At 54.2% G+C, this 26,234-nt stretch carries 29 protein-coding genes and 1 tRNA gene; 18 read left to right on the top strand and 12 right to left on the bottom strand.

Going from position 1 to position 26,234, the window contains the following annotated elements; genetic code table 11:
* Positions 1–12: 12 nt before the first annotated feature.
* Positions 13–1,239, bottom strand: a complete 1,227-nt coding sequence (locus tag EBA31_RS18560) for an OFA family MFS transporter (RefSeq protein ID WP_122079941.1) — start codon at positions 1,237–1,239, stop codon at positions 13–15.
* 397 nt (positions 1,240–1,636) lie between these two features.
* Between EBA31_RS18560 and EBA31_RS18555 the strand changes: the two genes are divergently transcribed.
* Entirely contained in the window at positions 1,637–1,969 is a 333-nt protein-coding gene (locus EBA31_RS18555) for a DUF2502 domain-containing protein (protein ID WP_122079940.1), read from the top strand.
* Between the two features lie 10 nt (positions 1,970–1,979).
* Here the strand turns inward: EBA31_RS18555 and EBA31_RS18550 are convergent, their stop codons facing one another.
* The 3 genes from EBA31_RS18550 to EBA31_RS18540 form a co-directional block, all read right to left on the bottom strand.
* Positions 1,980–2,714 (bottom strand): LytTR family DNA-binding domain-containing protein, encoded by a 735-nt coding sequence (locus EBA31_RS18550; RefSeq protein ID WP_020827947.1) that lies wholly within the window; start codon positions 2,712–2,714, stop codon positions 1,980–1,982.
* Positions 2,711–4,402, bottom strand: coding sequence for a sensor histidine kinase (locus EBA31_RS18545; RefSeq protein ID WP_041415550.1), 1,692 nt, complete (start codon positions 4,400–4,402; stop codon positions 2,711–2,713). Before EBA31_RS18545 ends, EBA31_RS18550 begins: the two co-directional genes overlap by 4 nt.
* Before the next feature lie 108 nt (positions 4,403–4,510).
* Positions 4,511–5,755, bottom strand: coding sequence for a DUF1479 domain-containing protein (locus EBA31_RS18540; RefSeq protein ID WP_122079939.1), 1,245 nt, complete (start codon positions 5,753–5,755; stop codon positions 4,511–4,513).
* A gap of 169 nt (positions 5,756–5,924) precedes the next feature.
* Between EBA31_RS18540 and EBA31_RS18535 the strand changes: the two genes are divergently transcribed.
* The 3 genes from EBA31_RS18535 to EBA31_RS18525 all read left to right on the top strand — a co-directional run bounded on the left by EBA31_RS18535 (position 5,925) and on the right by EBA31_RS18525 (position 8,459).
* Entirely contained in the window at positions 5,925–6,464 is a 540-nt protein-coding gene (locus EBA31_RS18535) for a GNAT family N-acetyltransferase (protein ID WP_046373010.1), read from the top strand.
* Positions 6,465–6,585: 121 nt separating this feature from the next.
* Positions 6,586–7,824 (top strand): alanine transaminase, encoded by a 1,239-nt coding sequence (gene alaC / locus EBA31_RS18530; protein ID WP_020827943.1) that lies wholly within the window; start codon positions 6,586–6,588, stop codon positions 7,822–7,824.
* A 110-nt stretch (positions 7,825–7,934) separates the two neighbouring features.
* Positions 7,935–8,459 carry a cytochrome b gene (locus EBA31_RS18525; RefSeq protein WP_020827942.1) on the top strand — a complete coding sequence of 175 codons (525 nt, stop codon included), beginning with the start codon at positions 7,935–7,937 and terminating at the stop codon, positions 8,457–8,459.
* A gap of 67 nt (positions 8,460–8,526) precedes the next feature.
* Here EBA31_RS18525 and ypdK read toward each other — a convergent pair whose 3' ends face one another.
* The gene (ypdK, locus tag EBA31_RS18520) at positions 8,527–8,601 is read right to left on the bottom strand and encodes a membrane protein YpdK (protein ID WP_104410986.1); all 75 of its coding nucleotides are present in this window, start codon (positions 8,599–8,601) and stop codon (positions 8,527–8,529) included.
* Positions 8,602–8,967: 366 nt separating this feature from the next.
* On the opposite strand from ypdK, the gene EBA31_RS18515 reads away from it, so the two are divergent.
* Positions 8,968–9,732, top strand: coding sequence for a CDP-diacylglycerol diphosphatase (locus EBA31_RS18515; RefSeq protein ID WP_122079938.1), 765 nt, complete (start codon positions 8,968–8,970; stop codon positions 9,730–9,732).
* Between the two features lie 347 nt (positions 9,733–10,079).
* On the opposite strand, the gene EBA31_RS18510 is transcribed toward EBA31_RS18515, so the two are convergent.
* Positions 10,080–10,520: an antitoxin HicB gene (locus tag EBA31_RS18510; RefSeq protein ID WP_048762964.1), complete on the bottom strand. Its 441-nt coding sequence runs from the start codon at positions 10,518–10,520 to the stop codon at positions 10,080–10,082.
* A gap of 74 nt (positions 10,521–10,594) precedes the next feature.
* Positions 10,595–11,035: a hypothetical protein gene (locus EBA31_RS18505; RefSeq protein ID WP_048762965.1), complete on the bottom strand. Its 441-nt coding sequence runs from the start codon at positions 11,033–11,035 to the stop codon at positions 10,595–10,597.
* Positions 11,036–11,328: 293 nt separating this feature from the next.
* Here EBA31_RS18505 and mltB point away from each other — a divergent pair, with 293 nt between their 5' ends.
* Positions 11,329–12,414, top strand: a complete 1,086-nt coding sequence (gene mltB / locus EBA31_RS18500; protein WP_115058383.1) for a lytic murein transglycosylase B — start codon at positions 11,329–11,331, stop codon at positions 12,412–12,414.
* Between the two features lie 203 nt (positions 12,415–12,617).
* Here mltB and EBA31_RS18495 read toward each other — a convergent pair whose 3' ends face one another.
* Entirely contained in the window at positions 12,618–13,769 is a 1,152-nt protein-coding gene (locus EBA31_RS18495; RefSeq protein WP_122079937.1) for a porin, read from the bottom strand.
* A 421-nt stretch (positions 13,770–14,190) separates the two neighbouring features.
* Here EBA31_RS18495 and EBA31_RS18490 point away from each other — a divergent pair, with 421 nt between their 5' ends.
* From EBA31_RS18490 to EBA31_RS18480, 3 genes are all read left to right on the top strand, one after another.
* Positions 14,191–14,481, top strand: a complete 291-nt coding sequence (locus EBA31_RS18490; RefSeq protein ID WP_122079936.1) for a hypothetical protein — start codon at positions 14,191–14,193, stop codon at positions 14,479–14,481.
* A gap of 93 nt (positions 14,482–14,574) precedes the next feature.
* On the top strand, positions 14,575–15,498 hold the full coding sequence (locus tag EBA31_RS18485; RefSeq protein ID WP_122079935.1) for a DMT family transporter: 924 nt from the start codon (positions 14,575–14,577) through the stop codon (positions 15,496–15,498).
* Positions 15,499–15,501: 3 nt separating this feature from the next.
* The gene (locus tag EBA31_RS18480; RefSeq protein WP_020827934.1) at positions 15,502–15,801 is read left to right on the top strand and encodes a hypothetical protein; all 300 of its coding nucleotides are present in this window, start codon (positions 15,502–15,504) and stop codon (positions 15,799–15,801) included.
* 28 nt (positions 15,802–15,829) lie between these two features.
* Here the strand turns inward: EBA31_RS18480 and dsdC are convergent, their stop codons facing one another.
* The 4 genes from dsdC to EBA31_RS18460 form a co-directional block, all read right to left on the bottom strand.
* Complete coding sequence (gene dsdC / locus EBA31_RS18475) at positions 15,830–16,759, bottom strand: DNA-binding transcriptional regulator DsdC (RefSeq protein ID WP_048762970.1); 930 nt, start codon at positions 16,757–16,759, stop codon at positions 15,830–15,832.
* A 246-nt stretch (positions 16,760–17,005) separates the two neighbouring features.
* Positions 17,006–17,545: a DUF2058 domain-containing protein gene (locus EBA31_RS18470; protein ID WP_020827932.1), complete on the bottom strand. Its 540-nt coding sequence runs from the start codon at positions 17,543–17,545 to the stop codon at positions 17,006–17,008.
* A 201-nt stretch (positions 17,546–17,746) separates the two neighbouring features.
* Positions 17,747–17,821 (bottom strand) — tRNA-Arg (locus EBA31_RS18465).
* Between the two features lie 129 nt (positions 17,822–17,950).
* A complete protein-coding gene (locus tag EBA31_RS18460; protein ID WP_020827927.1) occupies positions 17,951–18,880 on the bottom strand; it encodes a formate/nitrite transporter family protein in 930 nt (309 codons plus the stop codon).
* A gap of 251 nt (positions 18,881–19,131) precedes the next feature.
* Between EBA31_RS18460 and ccmA the strand changes: the two genes are divergently transcribed.
* The 9 genes from ccmA (at position 19,132) to ccmI (ending at position 26,199) form a co-directional block, all read left to right on the top strand.
* Positions 19,132–19,764 (top strand): cytochrome c biogenesis heme-transporting ATPase CcmA, encoded by a 633-nt coding sequence (gene ccmA, locus EBA31_RS18455; RefSeq protein ID WP_122079934.1) that lies wholly within the window; start codon positions 19,132–19,134, stop codon positions 19,762–19,764.
* Entirely contained in the window at positions 19,764–20,423 is a 660-nt protein-coding gene (gene ccmB / locus EBA31_RS18450; protein ID WP_122079933.1) for a heme exporter protein CcmB, read from the top strand. The genes ccmA and ccmB overlap by 1 nt, the downstream gene beginning before the upstream one ends.
* 118 nt (positions 20,424–20,541) lie before the next feature.
* A complete protein-coding gene (locus EBA31_RS18445) occupies positions 20,542–21,279 on the top strand; it encodes a heme ABC transporter permease (protein WP_020827924.1) in 738 nt (245 codons plus the stop codon).
* Complete coding sequence (gene ccmD, locus EBA31_RS18440) at positions 21,276–21,512, top strand: heme exporter protein CcmD (protein WP_020827923.1); 237 nt, start codon at positions 21,276–21,278, stop codon at positions 21,510–21,512. The genes EBA31_RS18445 and ccmD overlap by 4 nt, the downstream gene beginning before the upstream one ends.
* Positions 21,509–22,003: a cytochrome c maturation protein CcmE gene (gene ccmE / locus EBA31_RS18435; protein WP_122079932.1), complete on the top strand. Its 495-nt coding sequence runs from the start codon at positions 21,509–21,511 to the stop codon at positions 22,001–22,003. Before ccmD ends, ccmE begins: the two co-directional genes overlap by 4 nt.
* The gene (locus EBA31_RS18430; protein WP_020827922.1) at positions 22,000–23,970 is read left to right on the top strand and encodes a heme lyase CcmF/NrfE family subunit; all 1,971 of its coding nucleotides are present in this window, start codon (positions 22,000–22,002) and stop codon (positions 23,968–23,970) included. The genes ccmE and EBA31_RS18430 overlap by 4 nt, the downstream gene beginning before the upstream one ends.
* Positions 23,967–24,518 carry a DsbE family thiol:disulfide interchange protein gene (locus EBA31_RS18425; RefSeq protein ID WP_020827921.1) on the top strand — a complete coding sequence of 184 codons (552 nt, stop codon included), beginning with the start codon at positions 23,967–23,969 and terminating at the stop codon, positions 24,516–24,518. Before EBA31_RS18430 ends, EBA31_RS18425 begins: the two co-directional genes overlap by 4 nt.
* Positions 24,515–24,988, top strand: a complete 474-nt coding sequence (locus tag EBA31_RS18420; protein ID WP_020827920.1) for a cytochrome c-type biogenesis protein — start codon at positions 24,515–24,517, stop codon at positions 24,986–24,988. Before EBA31_RS18425 ends, EBA31_RS18420 begins: the two co-directional genes overlap by 4 nt.
* Positions 24,988–26,199, top strand: a complete 1,212-nt coding sequence (ccmI, locus tag EBA31_RS18415; protein ID WP_048762972.1) for a c-type cytochrome biogenesis protein CcmI — start codon at positions 24,988–24,990, stop codon at positions 26,197–26,199. Before EBA31_RS18420 ends, ccmI begins: the two co-directional genes overlap by 1 nt.
* The last annotated feature ends 35 nt before the right edge of the window (positions 26,200–26,234 follow it).

Genomic DNA, 26,234 nt, shown 5'->3' with positions numbered 1-26,234 from the left:
CCGTCTAAGCTATCAGGCTTTAGCCAGATGTGCCGGCTCGAATGCTTCTTCTTCCTGCGCTACCGCTTTCGGTGCCTTGATGAACAAGGTGATAATCAGGGAAGCGATGGACAGCACGCCAATCACCATAAAGGTCGCGTGGAAGCCGCCGAAGTATTTGGCGACAAATGACCCCGCCAGCGCGCCCAAACCGAAGCCTTGATAGATGATGCCGTAGTTTTTGCTGTGGTTTTTCAGGCCGAAGAAGTCACCGACAATCGCTGGGAACACGGTGATGTTGCCCCCGAAGCAGAAGGCGACTGCGCCGACGCAGATAAAGAACAGTGTGTGATTCAGGGTGAGGAAGCTCAGCGCCACAATCGCCAGCACGGTAACCAGCATGGTGAAGCTGATGACGCGCATGCGGCCCACTTTGTCAGACAGCGTGCCCAGAATGATGCGGCCTGCGGTGTTAAAGATAGCGACGGCGGACACGGTGTTGGCGGCGGTCGCCAGGTCCATTCCGGCCAGTTGCACGCCCATGTCTTTGACGATACCGATCAGGTAGAGACCACTCATGCAGGCAGCGAAGAAAATCATGAACAGCAGGTAGGCTTCTTTGGTCGCCAGCATCTGGCGTACGCTGAAGTCGTTGCCCAGGTTACCCGCGCTCTGCTGTGCGGATTTGCTTGCCAGTACGGGTTCTTTCAGCAGCAGGGAGCCCAGAACAATCAGCGCCATAACAATGGCACCCCAGTAGAAGAAGGCACTGGAGACGCCCACGTCGGCAATCAGCGCGGCGTTGACGTATTTGAACAACAGGCTGCCGCTACCAAAAGCCCCCACAGAGATACCCGAGATCAAGCCTTTGTTGGCCGGGAACCATTTGATCAGGTTGGACAGGGTAGAGATATAGGCGATACCTACCGCGAAACCGACTACCACGCCGGCCAGCAGGTAAATCATGTCCAGCGAGCTGACGTAAGCGCTGGCAATCAGCCCCAGACCTACCAGGATACCGGAGAACAGCGTCAGGTTACGGATGCCGAAGCGTTCCTGCAGTTTGCCGGCAAACAGGGTGGCGAAGGCCAGGAAGAAGCTGGTGATGGAGAAGGTGGTGGCGACGTCACCGAGGCCCCAGTGGAACTTGTCGACCAGCGGCTGGTTGAACAGGCTCCAGGTATAGATAGTGCCGAGACCCATCTGGCAGATGATGGTGCCCAGAACGATTAAGCTGCGATTTACCGGTTTAGTGTTCATGGCCGGTCTCCTTCCTGTGTGTGTATTGCCGGGCGGTCAGCCGTTGGCGAGAATTTGCGGTAGCGTCTGTAGCCCCGCGGTATGGGCATATTATATGGCTGGTAGTACCACTCGGCGGCGGATCGGGAATGAGTTGCACAAGGGAAGGAATGAAATGCATCTGGCAGCGCATGAGTTGCCGTTTTAGGGGGTAAAAGGGGATGAAATGCAGCTGATGCCACGTGATCTACATCAAGAATATCAGCGATTTATTGTAAATCATCGGTGCAAGATTGTGGGTAAATTGTGAAGGATGTGTGCGAAAGGCGTAAATGGGCACTGTTCCTATAGAGCGGCGGCGGGCACAGGCCTATGTTAGCGGTGAACGGACGGGTTCCGCTTTGCAGGAGTCGTTAAGATGAAAAAAACAGTGTTGTTACTGGCCGCACTGCTATCGCTGCCGTTAGTGAGCCATGCGGACGTGTCCATCGGTGTGAATGTGCCGGGGCTTTCGTTGCATATCGGCGATCGCGATAATCGCGGTCACTATTGGGACGGCGGTCGCTGGCGCGATCCACGCTGGTGGGCTGAACATCGTGGCTATGAACGTCCGCGTGGCTATTACTATGGCCCACCACCGCGGGTGATCTATTACGGTCCGCCACGGCGCGAATGGCGCGAACGCCCACATTACCGCATGCCGCCTCCGCCACCGCCAGGTTATTACTACGGGCCGGGGCCACGCTGGTAGCCGCTGGCGATTACAGGCGCATCAGCTTGCGAAACTCTTTGACCTTGCTGCGGCTGACCGGCACTTCAAAATCGAGGTCGCTCAACCGCAGAATATAGGTGTTATTGAACCAAGGGACGATCTCGCGAATTTTTGACAGATTGACGCAGTAGGAACGGTGGCAGCGGAAGAAATGCTCCTCGGGCAGGCGGCCGTAAAATTCGGTGATGTTCATCGGCATCACAAACTCTTCGCGCCGGGTGTAAACCCGCGTCACTTTCTCATCGGCGGCGGCATAGTAAATGTCGTTGATGTCGGTAACGATAATCCGCTCGTCTTTGATCAGGTTAATGCTGTGGCTGCTGCGGTTCGGTGCGCTGGCCTGTTCCGGCAGGTTGGCCGGGCGGTTATGCAGCGCCTCCAGCTTTTGCAGCATGGTGACGATGCGTGCCTCGTGATAGGGCTTGAGGATGTAGTCAAACGCTTCGATTTCGAACGCTTCCACCGCATGTTCTTTATAGGCGGTGATAAACACTATCGAAGGCCGGTGCGCAAATTTGCTGATGTTTTGCGCCAGCAGTACGCCGTCCAATGACGGAATATTGATGTCGAGGAAAATGGCGTCGACCTGGTGGTTTTGCAGGTATTTCAGCACGTCCAGCCCGTCATCGAAGGTGGCTTCGATGACGATATTGCTGTGTTTCTTGATCAGATAACTGAGCTCCTCCTGAGCGAGAAACTCGTCTTCGACAATGATGGCTTTCATGATGGCTCTCCGGCTGGCAGCGCGCTGTTATCCACCGGCAGTTTGCCGCCGTTTTTGCTGATGTAAAAGGCAATCTCGGTGCCGGGTTCCAGACGGCGAATTCGCAACCCTTCGCCGTACAGCAGGGAGACGCGATGATGCACGTTCAGCAGGCCGATATTGTGCCCAGGCATCTCATTGCGGGCGACGCGTTCGATGACCTGCGGGTCGATACCGTGACCGGTATCTTTGACCGAAATCCTGACTCGATCGCCCTGATCTTTCACCGCAATCACCACTACCCCTTTGCCCTTGCACGGTTGAATGCCGTGCACAATGGCGTTCTCGACCAGCGGCTGGATCAGCAGGCTGGGAATACGCACCGAGATGTCGTCATCGATATCATAGATCACCGTCAGCTTGGCGCCGAAACGCGCCTGTTCGATGGCGATGTAATCCTGAATTTGATGCAGTTCCTTGCGGATGTCGATCAACTCGTCGTTCAGCTCCAAATTATAACGCAGGTAGCGCGACAGGTTGATAATCAGCTGACGAGCGGTGTCCGGATTGATGCGGATCGAGGACGAAATGGCATTCAGGGCGTTGAACAGGAAATGAGGATTAATCTTGCTCTGCAGGGCGCGCATTTCCGCCTTGTCCGCCATTTGACGCAGATGCTCAATACGCGAGACCTCCATTTGGGTGGAGATGATCTGCGACAGACCGACCGCCATCACCTTCAGCGTATTGGTGATCTGGTGGGCGTGGCAGTAGTAAATTTTCAGCGCGCCGGTCACTTCTCCCTTTTCCCACAGTGGGATCACCAACTGCGAGTGGATCTGCGGCGTGGCCGGGTTTTCCAGGTTATTTTTGATGATGATCTTGCCGTGCCGGATGCTTTCGCGGGTGACGCGACTCAGCCCTTCACGCCCAATGGGGTATGCCTCTTCGCCCACGCCGACGTAGGCCAGCACCTGGTGGGTATCCGTGATGGCCACCGCATCGGCCTGAATGTCATGGCGAATGATGTCGCAAATGGTGGCCAGCGTTTCGCTGTTGATATTACGGAAATAGGGCAGCGTTTTGCGGGCAATATCCAGCGCCAGCTTGGCTTGCCGCGCGGCAATCACTTCTTTTTCGTCTTCCACGCTCTGCACCAGCAGCACGATCAGGCCGATGCACACCGTGCCGAGGATCATCGGCAGGGCGATTTTGGAGACAATATCCAGCCCCAGCTCGGTCGGCTTGGCCCACAGCACAATCAACAGCATGGTCAGGCATTCGCACAGCATGCCGCCGACTATCCCGGCGCGCCAACGCTGCTCTTTCTTCACCTTCAGGTTGATATAGCCGGCGCTGATACCGGCAATGATGCTGGTGATCAGACAGGGAACCGAGGTGATACCGTCGATATCAATCAGGTAGCGGTGCACCCCGGCGATAATCCCCGTGACTATCCCTACCCAGGGGCCGAACAGGATGCCGCCGGCCATGATGGCGATCACCCGCACGTTGACCAGCGAGCCTTCCACGTTGACGCCTGAATAGGTGCTGAACAGCGCAAACAGCGAGAAAATGGCGGTGACCATGCCCAGTTCAAGCGGCGTATGGTCCTCTTTTTGCAGCAACTGGCGGAACAACCGGGTGCGGGTGAGGAAAAACAGGCAGATCAGCATCAGCGCTGCGCGATCGAATACCGCTAACAGCATTTCAAAAAAAGGGTGCACGACGGGCTCTCGCTGCGGCGGAAAGATAGGGCGGAGTATATCACAGCGGATTGGCCCCGTGGCGGCCGGCGGCGCACCACGGGGACGCGGTTATTTGATGCCTAACTGTTCTTTGCCGAGTGGGGTCAGCAGGTCGACCGTGGCGCGCCCGTCGAAATCCACCTCGAAATCATCGGGGGCGAAGTCCGGCGGTGTTTTGCCGCTCATAAAACTGGGCAGTTGGCGTTGCAGGTAAGCGTCGTTCTTCTCGCAGCCCGGTGCGGCGGCGATGTACATCACGTTGCTGTCGAACTCGCCGTTATGCTCGTTTTCCACCGCATGGATCACGTCGCAGTGCCAGAACACCGTGTCGCCCGGTTCCAAATCGGGAATAGGGGAAACCCCACTTAATAAAAGGGGATGCCATTTTTCGGAGATCGACAGCGCTCGGCCTGGTGCGGCATCGCACAGATCGTCATCCGCGACGTCATCCTGCAGCGCACGCAGCAACACGTAGGCCATGGCGTTGGCAATCGGCACCAGGTTCAGCGTGCCGGCGTGGGTGCGCTGCGGCGTTAATGCTGTCCAGCCCTGGAAGGTGCGGAACATCGAACATACCGCCGGTGACGCGATTTCACGTACTTCGGTGCGACCATCGGCGGCAAAGGGATCGTAAGCCTGCCAGTTGCCAGAGAACACGTGACGATAGACGTAACGGAAATTCTCATCCAGCCAGCGTTCGATGGTGCCGCTGTCGACGTGCGGCGACAGGCCGAGCGAAGAGGAGTTTGGCGGACGGCGGCGGGTGCGATCGGCATAGGTGGTAACGCGCGTCGGGTCAAAGTGCTGTTTGCCGTTACTCTCGGTTTCCCACAGGCTGTTGAGGAACACCTGCACAGCGTGCATGCGCGCGTCCTGACGCGCTTCCACCTGCGGTTTTGACCAGTAAATACCGTAGATTTGCGGTTTGCTGGCGGCCAGTTTACCGAAGTAGTTATCTTCGGCAGCGCCTTTCAGGCGTTCAACGAAGTTGTTGCGCTCAAGGTAGTTGCCAACTTCCCGGTTCCAGGCTTCGGCTTTATCGCGAGGAAACACGCCGCGGATGGCGCAGGCACCACGCTGTTTGATCAAGGCTTTTTGCTGCTCGCTGACGCGTTGCTGCAGAATATCTTCGGCATCAATTTGCGGCACCGGGTTCTGACCGGCGGCCAGTTCCTGGCGAATTTGTTCAACCTGCTGGCGGATGTTGTCTTCCAGCGCCAGAAAGGTTTCGCGATAATTTGGCAAAGCCTGTCGCAATTGCCTTTTAACGGCGGTAATGGCGCTGGGAATATCGTCAATCAGTAAGGAAGCCATGGTGTTCTCCTCGCGCTGCCGCTGGGCAACGACGGACGGTTGTAGGGGACCGGGTAAGGCGTTATGGTTTTGTTGTTTTGACGTTAATGATTATCTGAATTTAATAGAGGAAAATAAAGGGATATCTTTCATTCGTAACTTCCTCATTTTCGTTTTTCGGAGATTTTAGATGAAACTGGTCACTGAACGTTTGACCCTGCAGTCGATAACGGCCAACGATTGGCCGCTGTTTCTGCGCTTGTATCAGGATCCCGAGGTGATTCGTTATATCGCCGATCCGCTCAGTGAAGCAGAAATTCGCACGCGCTTTGAAGCCAGACTCCCCGTCTGGGACAAATATGGGGAGCAGTGGTTGTGCCTGGTAATGCGAGAAAAGGCCAGTGGAGAAGTGGTAGGGATGACCGGTTTTCGTCCGCAGTGGTTACCTTACCAGCAGGCGGAAGTGGGCTATGGCAGTTTGCCGTCCGGGCAGGGCAAGGGCTACGGCAAGGAGTCGCTGCGGGCGGTGCTGGATTTCGGTTTCAACGCCTGCGATTTTCATAAGCTGACGGCCACCGTGACCGAAGGTAATATCGCCTCGCGCCGACTGCTGGAGTCATGCGGTTTCTTGCTGGAGGGGACGTTGCGCGATAACTACCGGCTGGCGGGGCAATGGCGCGATGACTGGCAGTTCGGGCTGTTGGCGAGCGAGTTCAGGGCCGGTAAATAAAAATATTGCGCGAGGTATCGACAAGCCTGCCGGGGCTGAGATATGTTCAATATCCGGTCAATCGACAGATTGGCCAGCGTCGCTCGGATGGTCCGGGCGCTAACGTCACTTTGAGGTCCCTATGGCTGATAATAGTCCGCAACGCCGTTTCACGCGTATTGAACGTCTCCCCCCTTACGTATTCAACATCACCGCCGAACTCAAGATGGCTGCACGCCGTCGCGGCGAGGATATTATCGATTTCAGCATGGGCAACCCCGACGGGCCGACGCCGCCGCACATTGTGGAAAAACTCTGCACCGTTGCGCAGCGTGACGACACCCACGGCTATTCTACCTCGCGCGGTATCCCGCGTTTGCGCCGTGCGATTTCACGCTGGTATGCCGACCGCTACCAGGTGGAGATCGATCCCGAAACTGAAGCCATTGTCACCATTGGTTCGAAAGAAGGCCTGGCGCACCTGATGCTGGCGACGCTCGATCATGGCGATACCGTGCTGGTGCCGAACCCGAGTTACCCGATCCATATTTACGGTGCGGTAATCGCCGGCGCGCAGGTGCGTTCTGTGCCGCTGGTGGACGGCGTGGATTTCTTTGGTGAGCTGGAGCGCGCCATTCGTGAAACCATTCCGCGTCCGAAAATGATGATCCTCGGCTTCCCGTCGAACCCTACCGCCCAGTGCGTTGAGCTGGACTTCTTCGAACGCGTGGTGGCGCTGGCCAAGCAATACGACGTGCTGGTGATCCACGATCTGGCTTACGCCGACATCGTTTATGACGGCTGGAAAGCGCCGTCGATCATGCAGGTGCCGGGTGCCAAAGATATCGCGGTAGAATTTTTCACCCTGTCGAAAAGCTACAACATGGCGGGTTGGCGCATCGGCTTTATGGTCGGCAACCCGGAGCTGGTCAACGCACTGTCACGCATCAAGAGCTATCACGACTACGGGACGTTCACCCCGCTGCAGGTCGCCGCGATTGCTGCGCTGGAAGGCGACCAGCAATGCGTGCTGGATATTGCAGAACAGTATCGCCAGCGCCGTAACGTGCTGGTCAAAGGGCTGCATGAGGCGGGCTGGATGGTGGAAAATCCGAAAGCTTCGATGTACGTTTGGGCCAAAATCCCCGAGCCTTATGCGCATCTCGGTTCGCTGGAGTTTGCCAAACGCCTGTTGGCGGAGGCCAAGGTCTGCGTATCGCCAGGCATCGGCTTTGGCGATTATGGCGACACCCACGTGCGTTTTGCATTGATTGAAAATCAGGATCGTATCCGCCAGGCGGTTCGCGGTATCAAAGCGATGTTCCGTGCTGACGGGCTGATCAAGCCGGCCAAGAGCAGCACCCCGGCTGCGACCAAGTAATGCCTTCAGGCCGGTGCATTCGCGCCGGCTTTTTTCTTCCCGCTAAGGTTTTCTTCATTATTTACCCACTATGATCCAATAAGATTTTCTTTATTTATTTGGAAGCCTGTATGGGTAATCGTTACGCAAAATCGCAAATTGTATTGCACTGGCTGACGCTGCTGATGGTGATCCTCACCTACGCGGCGATGCTGCTGAAGAACTCGGTACCGGATGATCTGGCGTCGCTGGTAAAAAATCTGCATTTTAACTTTGGCCTGGCGGTCTTTTTGCTGATGTTCATCCGGCTGGGATTACGTCGGCGTTATGCTACGCCGGCAACCACACCGCCGCTGGAAGAGTGGCAGGAATGGGGTGCCAAAATCTTTCATGCGTTGCTCTATCTGCTGTTTCTAACGTTGCCGGTGTTGGGCGTACTGACGCTGGCTTACGGGGGAAAGGAGTGGGTTTTGCTGGGCTGGCAGGTCCCGCAGTTTGTTACGCCAGATCCGTGGTTGCGCCGGATAATCAAAAGTACGCATGAGACCCTGGCCAATACCGGTTACTTTATTATTGGCGCGCATGCGTTGGCGGCGCTGTACCATCACTATCTGCGTAAGGACGATACCTTGCGCCGCATGATGCCGGGGAAATAGCCGGGGAGCAGAAACAACAAAGGGGCGCTGGTGCGCCCCTTTATCTAAATTCCCGGTCATGCCTTGGTTATGCAACCATCAGCATAAAGGTGCCAATCCATGTCACCAACATGAATGAAACGCCCATAACAAAATATTTCACTGAACAACTCCCGTTTGGAGTCCCTCGCAAGCCAATGATCCCGATTGTTGTGCTGAGTGTTTTGTGGGTAGTCCAGGGCTAATAGGCGGATCCTTCAAAAGGAAGAACAACGTCCTCGGCCACGGATTACCCGGTCGTCGTGCTTCATAGTCCTTGAGGTAAAACATGAACCACGACAGGATCGGCGCTAATGTACTCCCATTGCCAGCCTGATTACAATACTGTGTTTTTGATCACATTTTTTGGCGATTTCTTAACCAGCGCTAACTGTTTTTAAACGATTTTTGTTTCTAACCATGGGATGTATTTTTACGGAGGCAAAATGATATCCTGAGGCATGCGGTTTTTAAAAAGAGATGATTTAACATGTTGATATTAAAAAAAATATATTATCTTTGTCCATTGTTCTTGCTGTTCACACCCTTACCTTCGTTTGCCAGTAATGCACTATGGCGGGTGGTTAACAATCTTTGTGTTTTTAATTATCAGCAGCTTGGCTCAGTTTTCCCCTGCGAGAAAGTTTATTTAGATGAAGGGCGGGCGAAAGGCTATGCGATAGTTCGCGATCTTGAAACCCGTTATCATTATTTACTGGTTCCAACATTAAAATTAAAAGGCGTCGAAAGCCCAGAATTGCTATTGCCCGCCACACCAAACTATTTTTCTCTTGCTTGGCAAAATCGTCACGTGCTGGATCATGTTTATGGTAAGCCGCTACCGCGTAATGCTTATGCCTTGACTATAAACTCTCAGAAAGGTCGCACACAGGGGCAGTTGCATATTCATATTGCGTGCCTTAAACCGCATATTCGACGTAGTATCGACAGACAACTTCCAAGCATAGGGGATGATTGGACGGAGCTTTCTGATAATCTGGTTGGGCAACATTATCAGGGGAAACGTATCAGGCAAGAAGACTTGGTGGGGATTTATCCTTTTATGCAAATTGGTAATCAGTTGGCCAAAAACAGTGGTGAAATGAGAAAATTTGGTGTTGCCGTTATACCCGTGACGTTCGAAAATAAGCAACAAGGCTTTGTTTTATTGGCGGACGAAGCCGGGCGAGTAAAAAACAATACCGGACATACTGAGAACCTCCTTGATTTTACTTGTAGAGGTTTTGCCAGGTAGATGCGCGCTCAAGCCGTGTCAGCCGGGCCGGATGTGACGATAAAACAAAAAATCTTTTTATCTCACCGGTTCATGAATTTCTTCTTTTGCGGTTAATCAGAGGATTAGCCCGCTGACGCGGGCCTTATAATTATGCTTGCTGTGATGTTATGAAAAGGGATCAGGCGACGGCGTTGGCGCCGGTCAGCAGGATGACCCAGAAGACAAGGCACGACAGCAGAATAACGGTCCAGATATTGCGGCGACTCCACTCCATTTTTAGCCTTCACTTTTTGCTTTTGGTGATTCGGTAACGAACACATCGGCGAAAAGTGAAGAATATTTAGCCCCCGACAAAAATATTTGTCTTAACCCCGACGAACTTCTGCTACCGAGGTCTGGACTTCATAGCCCAACAGGTAAAGCGCCTGTTCCAGCGCTTCCACCTTTGAGGCATAGGCCACATCCAGCAGGCGATCCATCTGGCCGGCGTTAAAGCCCATTTTGCGCGCCAGATCGGCTTTGGAGGTGGCACCGGCCAGCATAATGTTATGCAGTTCGAGTTTTAGCTTCACCAACACCGGCAGGTGGATAGCCAATTCATCCGGCAGAGCAGGGGAAGGGGCAGGCACCGTACGGCCTTCTTCCATTTCCATGGCGATGGCAAGCAGCAGGCTTTCCTGCGCTTCCAGCTCGATATCTTCACGTTTATAGCAGGCGGCCTGCTGTTCAGGAAAATCGCGAAAGTGAATCTGCCAGGCGTCGCTTTCGTTATCGAAGGCGTAATGGGCGGGGTAGTGGCAAGACATGGCATTTCCTGTTTGGGCCGGGAGAGATGTGGCATTGTGACCGCTTGCCCCGCAGATAGCCAGCGGCGACGCGCCTAACCGGCCTTACGTGCCAGGAACCCTGAGGGCAGCAGCAGTGCGCACAGCAGCCCTAACAGGCTTATCAGGATCAGCCAGCGTTCGACAGGGCCGGGATGGTAGTTATTCACCACGCTAAGTCCATACAGTATCAGGGCAAGCGGCCAACCGAGCGTGCCGATGTCGTTGAACCGAAAGGCGGTTCGGGCGACAAACCACAGGGTTAACCCTATCCAGCCCAGCGACCACAGCATTATGCACAGCAGGTAGACGAACACCGCAAAAAACTCGCCGATGTCGCTGTGTGCGTAGACACGAAACCGATTTTCATCCAGATAGGGCGACAGATAGGACAACAAGATCAGGCCAGCGGCGAAAATAAGCATGGAGAAAAGGTAGGTGCGGCGAGTAATACATTTTTTAAAGGTGTTTTTAGCGATCTGTCCGAGAGAATCCAAAATTACACTCCGTTGTATCATTCATTGCCGACGGGAAGAGCCGCTAAAAAAGCAGCGTAGGGAGGCTTTGCGTCGAGTCAAAATGAGAGTTTATCTCATTTAATCAAGGTTTAGGTTTTTGTCTGTATCGCGGACCTACCCTAAGTGGTGCTTTGTTTCTGTGCTTTGCATCACATTTCGAAAATACTTCGACTTGTTGCTCTGTGATGAGCGACATAATCCAGTTTGTTCGCACCCGACAATGGATTAACATAACCCACACTTATCACTGGCCTGGCTTATATGGATATCCGATGCGTCATTTAGTTGTTCTTCTCCCTCTGCTTACCTTACTCACTGCCTGTAGCAGCGGGCCGAAGTCGACCCCGGCCGTGCCTCAGGACAACGCCGTAAAAGGAGGATTCCTGTTGACGCCGGCGCATTCCGGTCAGCCGTTGGGCGGCGATTTCGCCAATAACCCGAACACCGCCCGCTTTATCGATAAAATGGTGCGGGAGCACGGTTTCGATCGCCAGCAACTGCATGACGTATTGGCGCAGGCCCGTAGGCTGGATTCCGTGCTGCGGCTGATGGATCGTCAGGCGCCGACGCCAAGCACCCAGGGACCGACCGGGCCAAACGGCTCCTGGTTGCGTTATCGTAATAAATTCATCACCCCGGACAACGTGCAAAACGGCGTGCAGTTCTGGAATCAGTACCAGGACGCGTTGCAGCGTGCCTATCAGGTTTACGGCGTGCCGCCGGAGATCATTGTCGGCATTATCGGCGTTGAAACCCGTTGGGGCCGCGTGATGGGTAAAACCCGCATTATCGATGCGCTGGCGACGCTGGCCTTCGACTATCCGCGTCGCGCCGACTACTTTGCCGGCGAGCTGGAAACCTTCTTGCTGATGTCGCGCACCGAAGGGGATGACCCGCTGGAGCTGCGAGGTTCATTCGCCGGGGCAATGGGTTACGGTCAGTTTATGCCGTCTTCATTCAAGAGCTATGCGGTTGACTTCAACGGTGACGGCCACATCAACCTGTGGGATCCGGTGGATGCCATCGGCAGCGTTGCCAACTACTTTAAAGCACACGGTTGGGCCAAGGGCGAACCCGTGGCAGTACAGGCAAATGGCCAGGCGCCAGGGTTGGAAAATGGGTTTAAAACCCGCTATTCCGTCGCCAGTCTGGCGGAGGCCGGGTTGAGCCCGCAGGGATCGCTGGGCGACAATCAGGAAGCCAGCCTGCTGCGTCTGGATGTTGGCACCGGTTATCAGTATTGGTACGGCCTGCCAAACTTCTACACCATCACTCGCTACAACCACAGCACCCATTATGCGATGGCGGTTTGGCAGTTGGGTGAAGCGGTGGGCCGGTCGGCACGCGGCGGATTCTGATGCCGGATCAGCAATGAAAAAGGCCGCATAAGCGGCCTTAGTTAGATGACAAACACCCGAAAAGCGTGGTTTTCGGGTGTTTGGGGAAACCCTGAAGACCGAATCCTTTGTTTCTATGAGCGCACAAAACATAACGTTTAAGTGCAGAGGATTTTGTCAGCAGTCAGAGGCCGCATAAGCGGCCTTTTTTATGTCGGTGACAATCAGAAATCGTAGCGCAAACGCACCAGCGTCATATCGCCGAGGTTGTCGGTGCTGGACGTCAGCACATGTTCCACGTCGACGCGGAAGCCGTAATCAAACTGCACCGTCACGCCAAGACCGTTATCGATACGCTGATAGTTGCGGCCGGTTACGTACTCAAGACGGTCGCCCATAAAGTACGGCATCACGGATTTCACCGCATATTGGCCTACCGGTACGGTATAACCCGCCAGATATTCAATCCCCCAGGCGTCGCCGGCGAAGTAGTCGTTAACGTTGGCTTTTTTGGTGGTCAGGAAGTTGTTGTACCAACCGCCGCCAAAGGTCAGGGTCCAGTTATCCGGCTTCCAGCTGATCGCCGTACCGACGATGTTCTGATCGTAATCTTTCGAGCCGCTGGTGGAAGGATTACGCATCTCGGCGCGGGTATAGTTCCACGCAGTACCCCAGGTCAGGTCCGGTGTCAGGTGGTAGTCCACGCCCAGTGAGCCGCCGCCCTGACGCTTGTAGCGCAGACCGTTGCCCGGCAAATATTCGCCATCGCTGAACAGGTAAGAGGCATACACATCGGCATCGCCGAAGCTGTTTTTGTACTTCAGCATCTTGCGCGAACGGTAAGAGCCGTCGTAGTCGCCGTTGATGCCGTTGCCGGGTGCCTGGGCCAGCATGTCGTAGTCCCAGATATCGGTTTTGGCACCGACCACGTCGTAGTAAATGCTGTTTTGCTGGCCGAAGGTCAGTTGCCCCCAGGTTTTGCTTTTCAGACCGGTGTACAGCATACGGCGGCTGGTGTCGTTGGCGCCGTCGGCGTAGTGGTTATCCCAGTTGAACAGCGCGGGAATATTGACCCCCAGCTCGTAATAGCTGATCCAGCTAATGTCATCGAACAGGTAGTAATCGGCGGCAAAGCGGAAGCGGGTGCCGCCGTCGAAACCGTTACGTTTGTAAGATCCTTTATCGCCATCACCGGTCATGTTGTTGAACTGTGGGCGGATGCTGCCGCCAACGGTAAAGTTAAGACGGCTCAACGGATCGCCGGCCTGCGGATCCTGCTTCAACAAAGTGATTTCAGCCTGGGCAGCGAAAGAAGCACTGCCAACGACCAGTCCCAGAGCAACAGCCTGAGTTAATGCGCGCAATTTGTGTGTCATTTTTTATCCCTGTTTGTGGATTGCCAATCTCACCGAAACCCTTTGGCATCAGCGAATTGCTCAGGATGATTTCTGAGCGTTTTCATTGTTTTTTGGCGTGAGTAAAGCGGAACGCATATGTAACACAATGTGCGTCACAAAAAGTTACTTTTCTTGCTAATTATTTGGTTTGTTTTTAATCGACTCGTTGCGACAGGAGTGGCGGATCGTGCGAAAAGTGCTCACTTGAGAGGGGGAGGGCGACGTCAACCTTCGGATGAATTCATCTAACACAAAGCTCTATATTTATCACTTGTCAGAGAATGGCATATGCCGTGTAATTTCATCGTAACGAAATATATTTAAATGAATTTTCCGCCTTGTTATTTAACACGGGAAATTTACAAGTCAGATGAAATTGATAAGGGTTGTGGAGGTTATTATGAAAGGATATTTCATGCTGTTAATCGGGCTTTTCTCAATGCCGTTAATGGCGGCTGAATCGCATGTTTGTCAGTCAAAATCTTATGATTATGCCAGTATCGGTGAGATGCGGTTGAGTGATGATACCTTGTTTAACTGTCGCGGCGTCGGCCGTATGACTATTCCGGATTTAGCTAAGCGAGGGTGGAAGGTCATTCATGTTGCGCAACAAACTGAATATACCGGGGATACTGACAGCGACAGTGAAGTGATTAAAATGTACCAGGAAATATTGATTTATAAAGAATAGTTTTTTCTCTTCCCCTCGATATTATTTTTATCACCTGATTATTCGTGGTGAGGGAGACGTGCATTTATAACTCAGCGGTTTGCGGGAGGCTAGATGAGTGCCAGAAATAATATAGACGGCAAAGCCGGCGCCGCCATGGTGATGATATGCGCCATATGGGGGCTGCAGCAGGTGGCGATCAAGGCAGCCGAGCCGGATATTTCCGCCGTGCTGCAAATTGCCATCCGATCAGGGATTGCCGCTTTGGCAGTCTATCTCTTGGCGCGTTTTAAAGGCGAAAAGTTTTTATTCGATCCCCGCACGCTGTTAGCCGGTTTCGGCGTTGGGCTGTCGTTCGCGCTGGAGTTCTTTTTCGTTTCTGAAGGTTTGCGCTATACCAGCGCCTCGCACATGGCGGTCTTTCTGTACACTGCCCCTCTTTTTTCTGCCATCGGACTGCATTTTCTCATCAGGCACGAGCGTTTGTCGGCTGTACAGTGGGCCGGTATTGCCATCGCTTTCGGCGGTGTGGTGCTTGCGATTTCCGCTATGGGCGAGAGCTCTGGGGGCGTGAATCAGCTGCGTGGGGATATTTATGGCTTATTAGCGGGGTTATCCTGGGGCGGCTCTACAATCCTTATTCGAACAACCGGTTTGGCGAATTGCTCGTCAAAACAGACGCTGCTGTTCCAACTGACGGGCGCCTGCATTGTGCTATCCCTGCTGGCGATGACGATGCAGGACGTACATTTCACGCTGAGTTCCGTGGCCTGGAGCAGTTTGGTATTTCAAACGGTTATCGTCTCATTTATCAGTTATTTAATTTGGTTCTCCCTGCTGCGTCATTACCAGGCTTCTTCGCTGGGTATCCTGACGTTTATGACGCCTATTTTTGGCATTCTTGCCGGCGTGGTGATCTTGGGAGAACCGCTGCAGATCGAGTTCGTCTTGGGTTCAGTGCTGATCGTTTTGGGGCTTATTGTCGTGAGCTGCTCATATTTGTTTTATTTTACCAGAAGGATTGCACCAAAAATATAAACTATGGACGTTGATATTCATACCTATCAGATAAACTGTGAAAGCCAATTCATTATTACCGTACAAGTGTCAAAATATGCCTGGGGTTATCCTTTGATCACCTTAAGCGATAATGGTGATTTCTTTGTGGTGAAAAATACGAAACGGGGGAAATTATCAAACCAAACTCCGGTTGAAATAATAAACTTTGCTAATAACTATGCTGTGGTGTGGGATAACAGCCGCAAGCATATTTATTATTCAAAGGCCGGACGATTGTACAGCTGTGCGCTTGAGTTTTCGTATACTCCGAAAAAATGGTGATCATTTCGATCTTTTCGCCTTTGGCCCCTCAGACCAGAGGGGTTATTTTCATCATCCATTCTTTGAATGCGATAATCTTAGGCCACTGACGCCCAGAGAGCGTCGACATAAAATAGCTGTGTTCGCAGGGCAAGATCATGTCGGTAAACGGGATAATCAGTTCGCCGCTTTTGATCCAGTCCTGCACCAGATTGAGTCGCCCCATCGCCACGCCAAGATGCTGAGTTGCCGCCAACACCGCCAGGTCCGAACGGTCGAACTCCATGCTTTTGGCGTCGGTATCCAGGCCCAAATCAAAATGCTGTGACCAGATCTGCCACTCGTCTTCACCGGAGTTGTATCGGTCATGCAATAGAGTGCAGTCTGCCAGGTTCTCAGGCGCATTATAAAGGTTATGCGTTTTGGCGTATTTCTCCGTGCAGATTGGAACCATGGACTCCCGCATAAAGATTTCGTCCAGCTGTTTATCCGATGGTGGACGGCCAAAATACATGGCTAAATCCACGCCCCGATTGGCCAAATTGATATTTTCCTGCCCGGTGAGAATGTTTAAATGAATGGTCGGATGCAGAGCAATAAAATCGCCGATGCGGGGTATCAGCAAACACTGGACCAGAGAGGGGTGAGAATAAATGGTCAGGCTGCCCGTCAGCTCGCGGTTTTTGATATCCAGGATTTCCTGTGTCAGGGCATCGAAGGAATGATTTAACGCCCATTGCATTCTCTCGCCATCCGGCGTTAACGTAATTCTGCGGTGGAATCGTTGAAATAAAAGAAACCCCAGCTCTTTTTCCAGCAGGTTAATTCTGTGGCTTACGGCGCTGGGAGTAATAGACAGTTCTTCTGCCGCCAGTGAAAAAGATAAATGACGGGCGACGCATTCAAAAGTATGCAGACGAGAAAATTGATAGCTGGTCAGCGGGTTTGCTCGTCGTGAATATTTTTTGTTGGGAAACATGCTATTACTCCATCCGGATCATTTGCCAATATTAACATTTTAACGGAGGGAACTAAAATACGATTTTAAGTTTTTTAATGCTGTAGGTGTGACCGTTTAATTTGTCAGTTTAAGCGTGATGAAAATATTTTTTAGCCTGTGGATACTAATCACTGATTTGCAGTAAGTGATCTTTTCGTGGTGCGGCAGGAATACGGATTTTTGATGTTAGGGCAAGAGGGAGAGTCCGTTGCCCTAAAGTTCTGATTACCACATCAAATCATCAGGGACGACAAAATCGGCATAAGGATCTTCTTCGTCTTTAGCTTCCTGGCTGAGTTCAGCGCTCAGTACAATATAGCTTGCGTCGCGCTGTGCAATTTTATTAGCCACGACCGCAGGGATAATAGCATATTCACCCTCAGGGTTATTATCACTAACCAGCCGTGCAATGGCGAGACGCCCATTAATTAACTGAGATTGAGTCAGTTTATCCACGCGTACATTTTTAATTAAATTGTTGTCTGTGAAGTTATAACTAATGTCACCATTTGAAATGACGATCCTGTTCATTTCAATCAGCTGCTTTACCTGAGCTTTATATTCTTTAGATAAAGCGGCCTGCTTTTGCTGTTCACTCAGCTGTTTATCGCGCTCTATTTGCGCCTTTTTATTGATTTCAACGGCTTCTCTTGCCTCGCGAGCCTGAACGCGTGATTTTTTCGTGGTTCTTTGTACTTTCTCCAGCTTTTTACTGCTTACTAATCCCGCTTTGAGCATCTGCTCTTGTAATGTCAGCTTTGTCATGTTCGTTTCTAAAATCGATCAAATAGTATCTGAGATTATACCTTTAATATTCGACGTTGTGCCAGATTGTGGGCGAGAGGATGCATCATGCTGATAAAACGGGGTTCATTGACCAAATTTGAAGTTCGATAAATCACTCAGGATTGGAGGGGGCGTACGTCGTGGGTTAGTGGGTGCGGTAGAGGTGAGTATATAAATTTATGGTGTCCCCGACTGGAATCGAACCAGTAACTAGCCCTTAGGAGGGGCTTGTTATATCCGTTTAACTACGGGGACGCTGCGGGCCGGCAACCTAGGCTGCCGGGGCAGTATACCTTTTTTTACCCGCAGAATAAGCGCTTAGCGGTGCGTTTGCTCATTCCCTCGCCAATATGCGGTGATTTTCGCGCGCTGCGCTGATCGCGATCACGGTTTTCTCGCCTTGCCGGTTTGTTTTTCCGCCGCCAGCCGCTCTGCCTTGTTTTTGTCGCTCATGTCGTTGCGGATCTGCGCATGGCTGATTAAGGCAAAGATAAAGGTGCCGCCAATAATGTTGCCGGCCAGCGTTGGAATAGCGAACGGGTAGATAAAATCATGCCAGGGAATGACGCCGCTAAACACCAGATAAAGGATCTCTACCGATCCCACCACGATGTGGGTCAGATCGCAGATCGCCACCAGGTAGGTCATCAATACAATCACCCAAATCTTGGCGGCCCCGGCGGAAGGGAACATCCACACCATGGTGGCGATGATCCAGCCCGCCAGAATGCCGTTGGCAAACATTTCGGACGGCGAGTTTTTCATCACTTCTTCCGACAGGCTAACGAAGGCGCTGCGGGTGTTCTCGTCGAAAATCGGCATGTGGATAAACGCCAGTGACGCCAGCCCGGTCCCCACAAGGTTCCCCAGCAGCACTACGCCCCACAGGCGAAACAGGAGCAGGAGGTTTCTCGGCGTCGGTTTTTGCATGATCGGCAGTACCGCGGTGACGGTATTTTCGGTAAACAGCTGTTGGCGGGCCATGATCACGATGATAAAGCCAAAGGTGTAGCCGATATTTTCGATAAAGAAGCGGCTGGGATCGTCCGGCAGGCGGGCGTGGAAGATGCCTTTCGCCATCAGGGAAGCCCCCATCGACAGCCCGGCGGCCACCGCTGACCACAGTAGCGCCAGCCAGTCGCGCTCCAGCTCTTTTTCGCCTTCCATGCGGATCAGCTCATGCACCGCCGCTGCGCGCGAGGGCAGGTTCTCTTCCTTTACCTCAATTTCGCTCTTGCCCTGTTCATGCTCTTTGCTTTCTACCTGCAGGCTATTTTCCTGCTCTGCATCCGGGCGCTGCTGCTGATTGGTCATTATCCGTTATCTCCATCAAAGACTGTCAGGGTCATGATTAAGCGTAGTTGGCTCAGGGACGCTGTGAAAGCGATGTGGCAAATTGCAGAAAAAAGTAACAAGAGTTTAACGTTGCCGGGTTTTTCTACGCATTTTTGATCTGGGGCGCAATATTACCCCTATTGGAGTAGTTGAGTGACCGGCTGCGGGCTACGAGCCACAGATGGCTTATGCTATGATCGCTATCCCAAAGAAAAATATGAGTTCTCCCGATGCTGGAAGCTAAAAATCTGAGTTGCGTCCGTGATGAACGCACCCTGTTTAGCGCGTTAAGCTTTACGGTAAAACCGGGCGACATTATTCAGGTAGAAGGGCCGAACGGCGCGGGAAAAACCAGCCTGCTGCGCATTCTGGCGGGCCTGGCAAGACCGGAAAGCGGAGAAATCTGCTGGCACGGGCAAAATACGTTGCGTCATCGCGAACGTTATTATCAGGATTTGTTATTCCTCGGCCATCAGCCGGGGATTAAAACCATGTTGACGCCCTTTGAGAACCTGCAGTTTTACCAGGCGGTGCGCGGTGCGCCCGATCGTCAGGCCATTTGGCAGGCGCTGGAGCAGGTCGGTCTGGTGGGTTATGAGGATTTACCGGTGGCGCAGCTTTCCGCCGGTCAACAGCGGCGTGTGGCGTTGGCGCGGTTGTGGCTCAGCAGTAGCCCGCTGTGGATCCTGGATGAGCCGCTGACGGCGATAGACAAGCAGGGTGTGGCTGAATTAATAAGCCTTTTTGAGCAACATGCTCAGCAGGGCGGCATGGTATTGTTGACTACGCATCAGGATTTGGCCGGCGCAACGCAGGCGGTAGGGAAAATAAGCCTGACGGAAAACCGCGTGGAGACTCTTTAATGTTTTTGACTGTATTGCGCCGTGAGCTGAAGATTGCCTTTCGCAAAGGGTCGGAAATCGTTAATCCGTTGTGGTTCTTCCAGATCGTTATCACGCTGTTTCCGTTAGGGATTGGGCCAGAACCGCAATTGCTGGCGCGTATATCGCCGGGGATTATCTGGGTGGCGGCGCTGCTGGCGGCCCTGCTGTCGCTGGAGCGTTTGTTTCGCGATGATTTCCTCGACGGCTCGCTGGAACAACTGTTGTTATTGCCAACGCCGCTGCCGATGACGGTGTTAGGCAAAGTGTGTGCTCACTGGGTATTAACAGGCTTACCCCTGTTGATCCTGTCGCCGCTGGTGGCGCTGCTGCTGTCGTTGGACACTCACACCTGGCTGGCGGTGGCGTTTACGCTGTTGCTGGGTACGCCGACGCTGAGCCTGATTGGCGCTATCGGCGTGGCGCTGACCGTCGGGTTGCGCAAGGGGGGCGTGCTGCTGAGCCTGCTGGTGCTGCCGCTGTATATCCCGGTGCTGATATTTTCTACCGCCGCTATCGACGCCGCCTCTATGGGCATGCCGATAGACGGTTACCTGGCGATACTGGGCGCGATGCTGGCGGGAAGCATAACGCTGGCGCCTTTCGCCACCGCAGCGGCGCTGCGAGTGAGCGTGCACTAGCTAACTTATTGAAACGCGGGTTAACGCCATCAAGAGCGTGTTCCACCGCACAAGCAATTTTCGTCGCCCCGGTAAACGGGGCGGCCACCGTATAAATTTACCGTGAGCAATGACGACAATGTGGAAATGGTTACATCAGTTTGCCCAGCCTGAACGGCTGTATCACGTCTGTGGCCGCTTTATCCCCTGGCTGGGACTGGCCGGAGCGGCTTGCCTGTTGCTGGGCTGGGTCTGGGGATTCGGTTTCGCACCCAAGGATTACCAGCAGGGCGATAGCTTCCGCATCATGTATATCCATGTGCCGGCGGCGATGTGGTCGATGGGGATCTATGGCTCAATGGCGGTAGCGGCGTTTATCGGCCTGGTGTGGCAGATGAAAATGTCCGATACCGTGGTGGCGGCTATGGCACCGGTCGGCGCGGTGTTTACCTTTATTGCGCTGGTCACCGGCTCCGCCTGGGGCAAGCCGATGTGGGGCACCTGGTGGGTGTGGGACGCCCGCCTGACGTCTGAACTGGTGTTGCTGTTTCTTTATATTGGCATTATTGCGCTGTACAACGCCTTTGAGGACCGCCGCCTGGCGGGCCGCGCCGCCGGCATTCTGGTGCTGGTCGGGGTGGTGAACATCCCGATCATTCACTTCTCGGTCGAATGGTGGAACACGCTGCATCAGGGTTCCACCAATATGCAACAGAGCATCGCGCCAAGCATGCGCACCCCGCTGCGTTGGGCAATACTCGGTTACCTGCTGTTTTTCATCACTCTCACCTTGCTGCGCTTGCGCAATCTGATTTTGTCTCAGGAACGCCAGCGCCCTTGGGTGGCAGGGCTGGTTAACAAGGAGCGTCAACCATGAATGCAGCCTTTACTTCCTGGCAGGCGTTTTTCGCCATGGGCGGCTATGCCTTCTACGTTTGGTTGGCGGTAGCCGTAACCCTGCTCTCGTTGCTGGGGCTGGTGGCCCACACTTTCTGGCAGCGCCGGCAATTGCTGGATGAGATTGGACGCCGTCAGGCACGCGAAAGACGTATTCGTCATTCGCAGCAGTCGAAACAAAAAACCGCTAACCCGCGGGAGAAATCATTGTGAATCCTCGTCGTAAAAGTCGCCTGTATTTGGCGATCGTAGTGCTGATCGGCGTTGCGCTGACCGCGACCCTGATGCTGTATGCGCTGCGTTCCAACATCGATCTGTTTTATACCCCAAGCGAAATTCTGCAGGGCAAGGGCGAAAATCATGAGAAACCGGAGGTGGGCCAGCGCCTGCGCATCGGTGGCATGGTGATGCCTGGTTCGGTAAAGCGCGCTCAGAAAACGCTGCAGGTCAGTTTCAAAGTTTATGATGCACGCGGTGCAATCGACGTCACTTACACCGGCATTCTGCCGGATCTGTTCCGTGAGGGGCAGGGCGTGGTGGCACAGGGCGTGCTGGGCGAAGGCAACGTGGTGAATGCGCGTGAAGTGCTGGCGAAACACGATGAAAAATACACGCCGCCGGAAGTGGCCGACGCGATGAAAGAAAACCATAAGGGACCGGCTTCGGCCTACGCCACCCCGCAGAACGAGGGCGCTAAATCATGATGCCGGAAACGGGAAGTTTTCTGCTATGCCTGGCGCTGGCGATTTCGCTGCTGCTGAGCATTTACCCGCAGTGGGGCGCGGCGCGTCAGGACCGTCGCATGATGGCGGTGGCGCGCCCGCTGACCTACGGCATGTTTGCGGCTATCGCCCTGGCGTTCATCTGTCTGGTGCACGCCTTTGTCGTTAATGACTTTACCGTGGCCTATGTGGCCGCCAACTCCAACACCCAACTGCCGGTGTATTACCGTATTGCCGCCACCTGGGGCGCCCACGAGGGATCGCTGCTGCTGTGGGTGCTGTTGCTGAGCTGCTGGTCGCTGGCGGTGGCGCTGTGCAGCCGTTCGATGCCGCAAGATGCCGTGGCGCGCGTATTGTCGGTGATGGGCATGATCACGGCAGGTTTCCTGCTGTTTATCATCATGACCTCCAACCCCTTCACCCGTACGCTGCCGAACTTCCCGATCGACGGTAGCGACCTTAACCCGCTGCTGCAGGATATCGGCCTGATTTTCCATCCGCCGCTGCTGTATATGGGGTATGTCGGTTTCTCGGTGGCCTTTGCTTTCGCCATCGCTTCACTGATGGCCGGTCGCCTGGATACGGCCTGGGCACGCTGGTCGCGCCCTTGGACCACGGCCGCCTGGGTGTTCCTCACCATGGGCATCGTGCTGGGCTCCGCCTGGGCCTATTATGAACTGGGCTGGGGCGGCTGGTGGTTCTGGGATCCGGTCGAGAACGCTTCATTTATGCCGTGGCTGGCCGGTACCGCGCTGATGCACTCGTTGGCGGTGACCGAGAAACGCGGCACTTTCAAAGCCTGGACGGTATTGCTGGCGATTACCGCCTTCTCATTGTGCCTGCTGGGCACCTTCCTGGTGCGCTCCGGGGTGCTGGTTTCAGTGCACTCCTTTGCTTCCGACCCGGCACGCGGCATGTTTATCCTTGCTTATCTGGTGATCGTGATAGGCGGTTCTCTGCTGCTGTATGCGGTCAAGGGCGGGCAAGTACGCAGCCGGGTGCAGCATGAAACCTTCTCGCGTGAAACCTTCTTGCTGGGCAATAACGTACTGCTGATCGCCGCCATGTTGGTGGTGCTGTTGGGGACGCTGCTGCCGCTGGTGCACAAGCAGTTGGGCCTGGGCAGCATTTCTATCGGCGAACCGTTCTTCAATACCATGTTCACCTGGCTGATGGCGCCGATGGCGTTACTGATGGGGATTGGCCCGTTGGTGCGCTGGCGCCGCGACGAGCCGACCAAGCTGTGGCGTCGCCTGAGCGTGGCGCTGGTGATTACGCTGGTGCTGTCGATCCTGCTGCCGTGGCTGTTGCAAGACAGCATCGCCGGCATGACGGTGGTGGGGCTGATCATGGCCGTTTGGGTGATAATCCTGACGCTGATGGAACTGCACGAACGTGCAACGCATCGCCACGGTTTCTGGCGTGGGCTGAGCCATCTTTCCCGCAGCCACTGGGGGATGGTGCTGGGTCACCTTGGCGTGGCGGTAACGGTAATCGGCATTGCCTTCAGCCAAAACTACAGTGTGGAACGTGATGTCCGCATGAAAGCCGGCGACAGCGTGGATATCCATAACTATCACTTTGTGTTCCGTGACGTGCACGATATTCGTGGGCCGAACTACAGCGGCGGCGTCGGCATTATCGATGTCACGCGCAACGGCAAACCGGAAGCGACGTTGCACGCGGAAAAACGCTATTACAGCGTGGCGCGCAGCATGATGACCGAAGCGGCGATTGACGGCGGCTTCAGCCGCGACCTGTACGCTGCGCTGGGCGAAGAGCTGGACGACGGCTCTTGGGCAGTGCGGTTGTACTACAAACCTTTCGTACGCTGGATCTGGTTCGGCGGGGTGTTTATGGCGCTGGGCGGTATCCTGTGCATACTCGATCCGCGCTATCGGATGAGCAAAAAACTCAAGCGTGAAGGCAAGCTGGAGGAGCAGGCATGAACCGTAAGTTGCTGTTTATCCCATTAATCCTGTTCCTGCTGCTGGTGGCGGCGTTTATGGTGCAGCTGACGCGCAACGCCGGTGGCGAAGACCCGACCATGCTGGAATCGGCGTTGATCGGCAAGCCGGTGCCGGCTTTCAAACTGGAATCCCTCGACCAGCCTGGCAAAACTTATGACCAGGCGGTGCTGCGCAATGGCAAACCCATGCTGCTGAACGTCTGGGCGACCTGGTGCCCAACGTGCCGCGCCGAACATCAATACCTCAATACGCTGGCCGCGCGCGGTATCCGCGTGGTGGGGCTGAACTATAAAGACGATCGCGGCAAAGCGGTGACCTGGCTGAACTCGCTGGGCAACCCGTACGCGCTCAGCCTGTACGACGGCGACGGCATGCTGGGGCTGGATTTGGGCGTGTACGGCGCACCGGAAACCTTCCTGATCGACGGGCAGGGCATTATCCGCTACCGCCACGCCGGAGACATGAACGAGCGCGTTTGGCAGCAGGAAGTGCTGCCGCTGTACAAAAAATATGGGGGTGAGGCATGAGGCTGCTGACCCTGATATTTGCCGCGTTACTGAGTTGGAGCGCCGCGGCGGCTATCGACACTTATCGGTTCAATTCGGTCGAGCAGGAACAGCAATACCGGGAGCTGACCGAACAGCTGCGCTGCCCGAAATGCCAGAACAACAGCATCGCCGACTCTAACGCCATCATAGCGGCCGATATGCGTACCAAGGTGTACGAGTTGATGATGCAGGGGCAGAACAAGCAGCAGATTATCGACTATATGGTGGCGCGCTACGGTAATTTCGTCACCTACGAACCGCCGGTGACCCCGGCGACGCTGATCCTGTGGGTAGGCCCGTTGCTGTTTGTGTTGATCGGCGGTGCGGTAGTGATACTGCGCACTCGCCACCGTCGTACCGGTGCCGTTAACGCTAACGATGAATTCTCCGAGCAGGAGCAACAGCGTCTGGCGGCGCTGCTGAAAGAGACTGACAGGAAGAAACCCTAATGGCTTTTTGGCTGATTATTATTGTCCTGCTGGTGGGCGCTGCGGCGTTGCTGGTGGTACCGGCGATGCGCCACAGCGGTAAAAGCACCGCTGCGAGCCGCGATACGCTGAACAAGGCGTTTTATCAGGATCGTCTGCATGAGCTGGAGCAGGACGAACAGCAGGGCGTGGTTGCTGAGCGCCCTGAACTGGTGAAAGAGCTGCAGCAAAACCTGCTCAATGACATCCCCGGCCAGCAGGATACGCAGGAGAAACCCATTAACCGCTGGGCATTGGTGCCTGGGGTTGCCTTGCTGGTGGTGGTCACCCTTGGCTTTTATCTGAAAACCGGTGGGTTGGCGCAGGTATTGGACTGGCAACAGGTCGAGGCGCAAATGCCGGATCTGCGCGCGCGCGTCGCTAATGAGCGCGCCCAACCGTTGAGCATGGAAGAGATTGCTCGCCTCGGGCTGGGGCTGCGTACCGCGCTGCAGCAGGACGATCGCAATATCAACGACTGGATGATGCTGGGTCGCGTGGGGATGGCGCTGAATAACGCCACCACCGCCACTCAGGCATTTGCTCATGCTTATCAACTTGATCCGAATAGTCTGGAAGTCCGCCTCGGCTACGCGGAAGTCTTGACGCGCTCTAACGATCCGGAGGATAACAAGCAGGCCACTCAGATGCTGCGCAAGATGATCGCCGAAGATCACACCAATATGCGCGTGCTGAGCCTGCTGGCGTTCAACGCTTTCGAACAGGGGGATTTCAAGCAGGCGATTGGCGCCTGGCAGGTTATGCTGAAGCTGTTGCCAGCCAATGATCAACGCGCCGAAGTGATAAAGCGCAGCATTGAACAAGCAAAAACACAGGCGGGCGAAGAAACTGTTAAACTTGGCATTAACGTGACGTTATCGCCACAGGCGACGAACGCTTTGCCACAGCAGGGGACGCTGGTAATTTCAGTGACCGATGGCACCAATCCAGTGCCGGTTGCGGTAAAACAACTGCCCTTAAGCCGTTTCCCGCTGTCATTTTCTCTGGATGACAGCAACGCCATGATGCCTGAACGCCTGCTTTCGGCTCAGCATCAGGTCAAGGTGCGGGTGCGAATTTCTCAGGATGGTCTGGCCACGCCACAGGCGGGTGATTGGTTCGGCGAGAGTGCGCTGCAGAATTTCAGCGGTAAAGAGCAGATTGACGTTCAGATAAACAAACAGGTCCCTTAAATAAAAAGACCGAACGTGTTTTTATGGAGAAAAAT

Origin of the sequence: Serratia sp. P2ACOL2, from assembly GCF_003691565.1 — a bacterium.
GTDB lineage: Bacteria > Pseudomonadota > Gammaproteobacteria > Enterobacterales > Enterobacteriaceae > Serratia > Serratia liquefaciens.
Note: the sequence above shows the minus strand (reverse complement) of the source record. Positions and strands in the feature narration are given on the sequence as shown.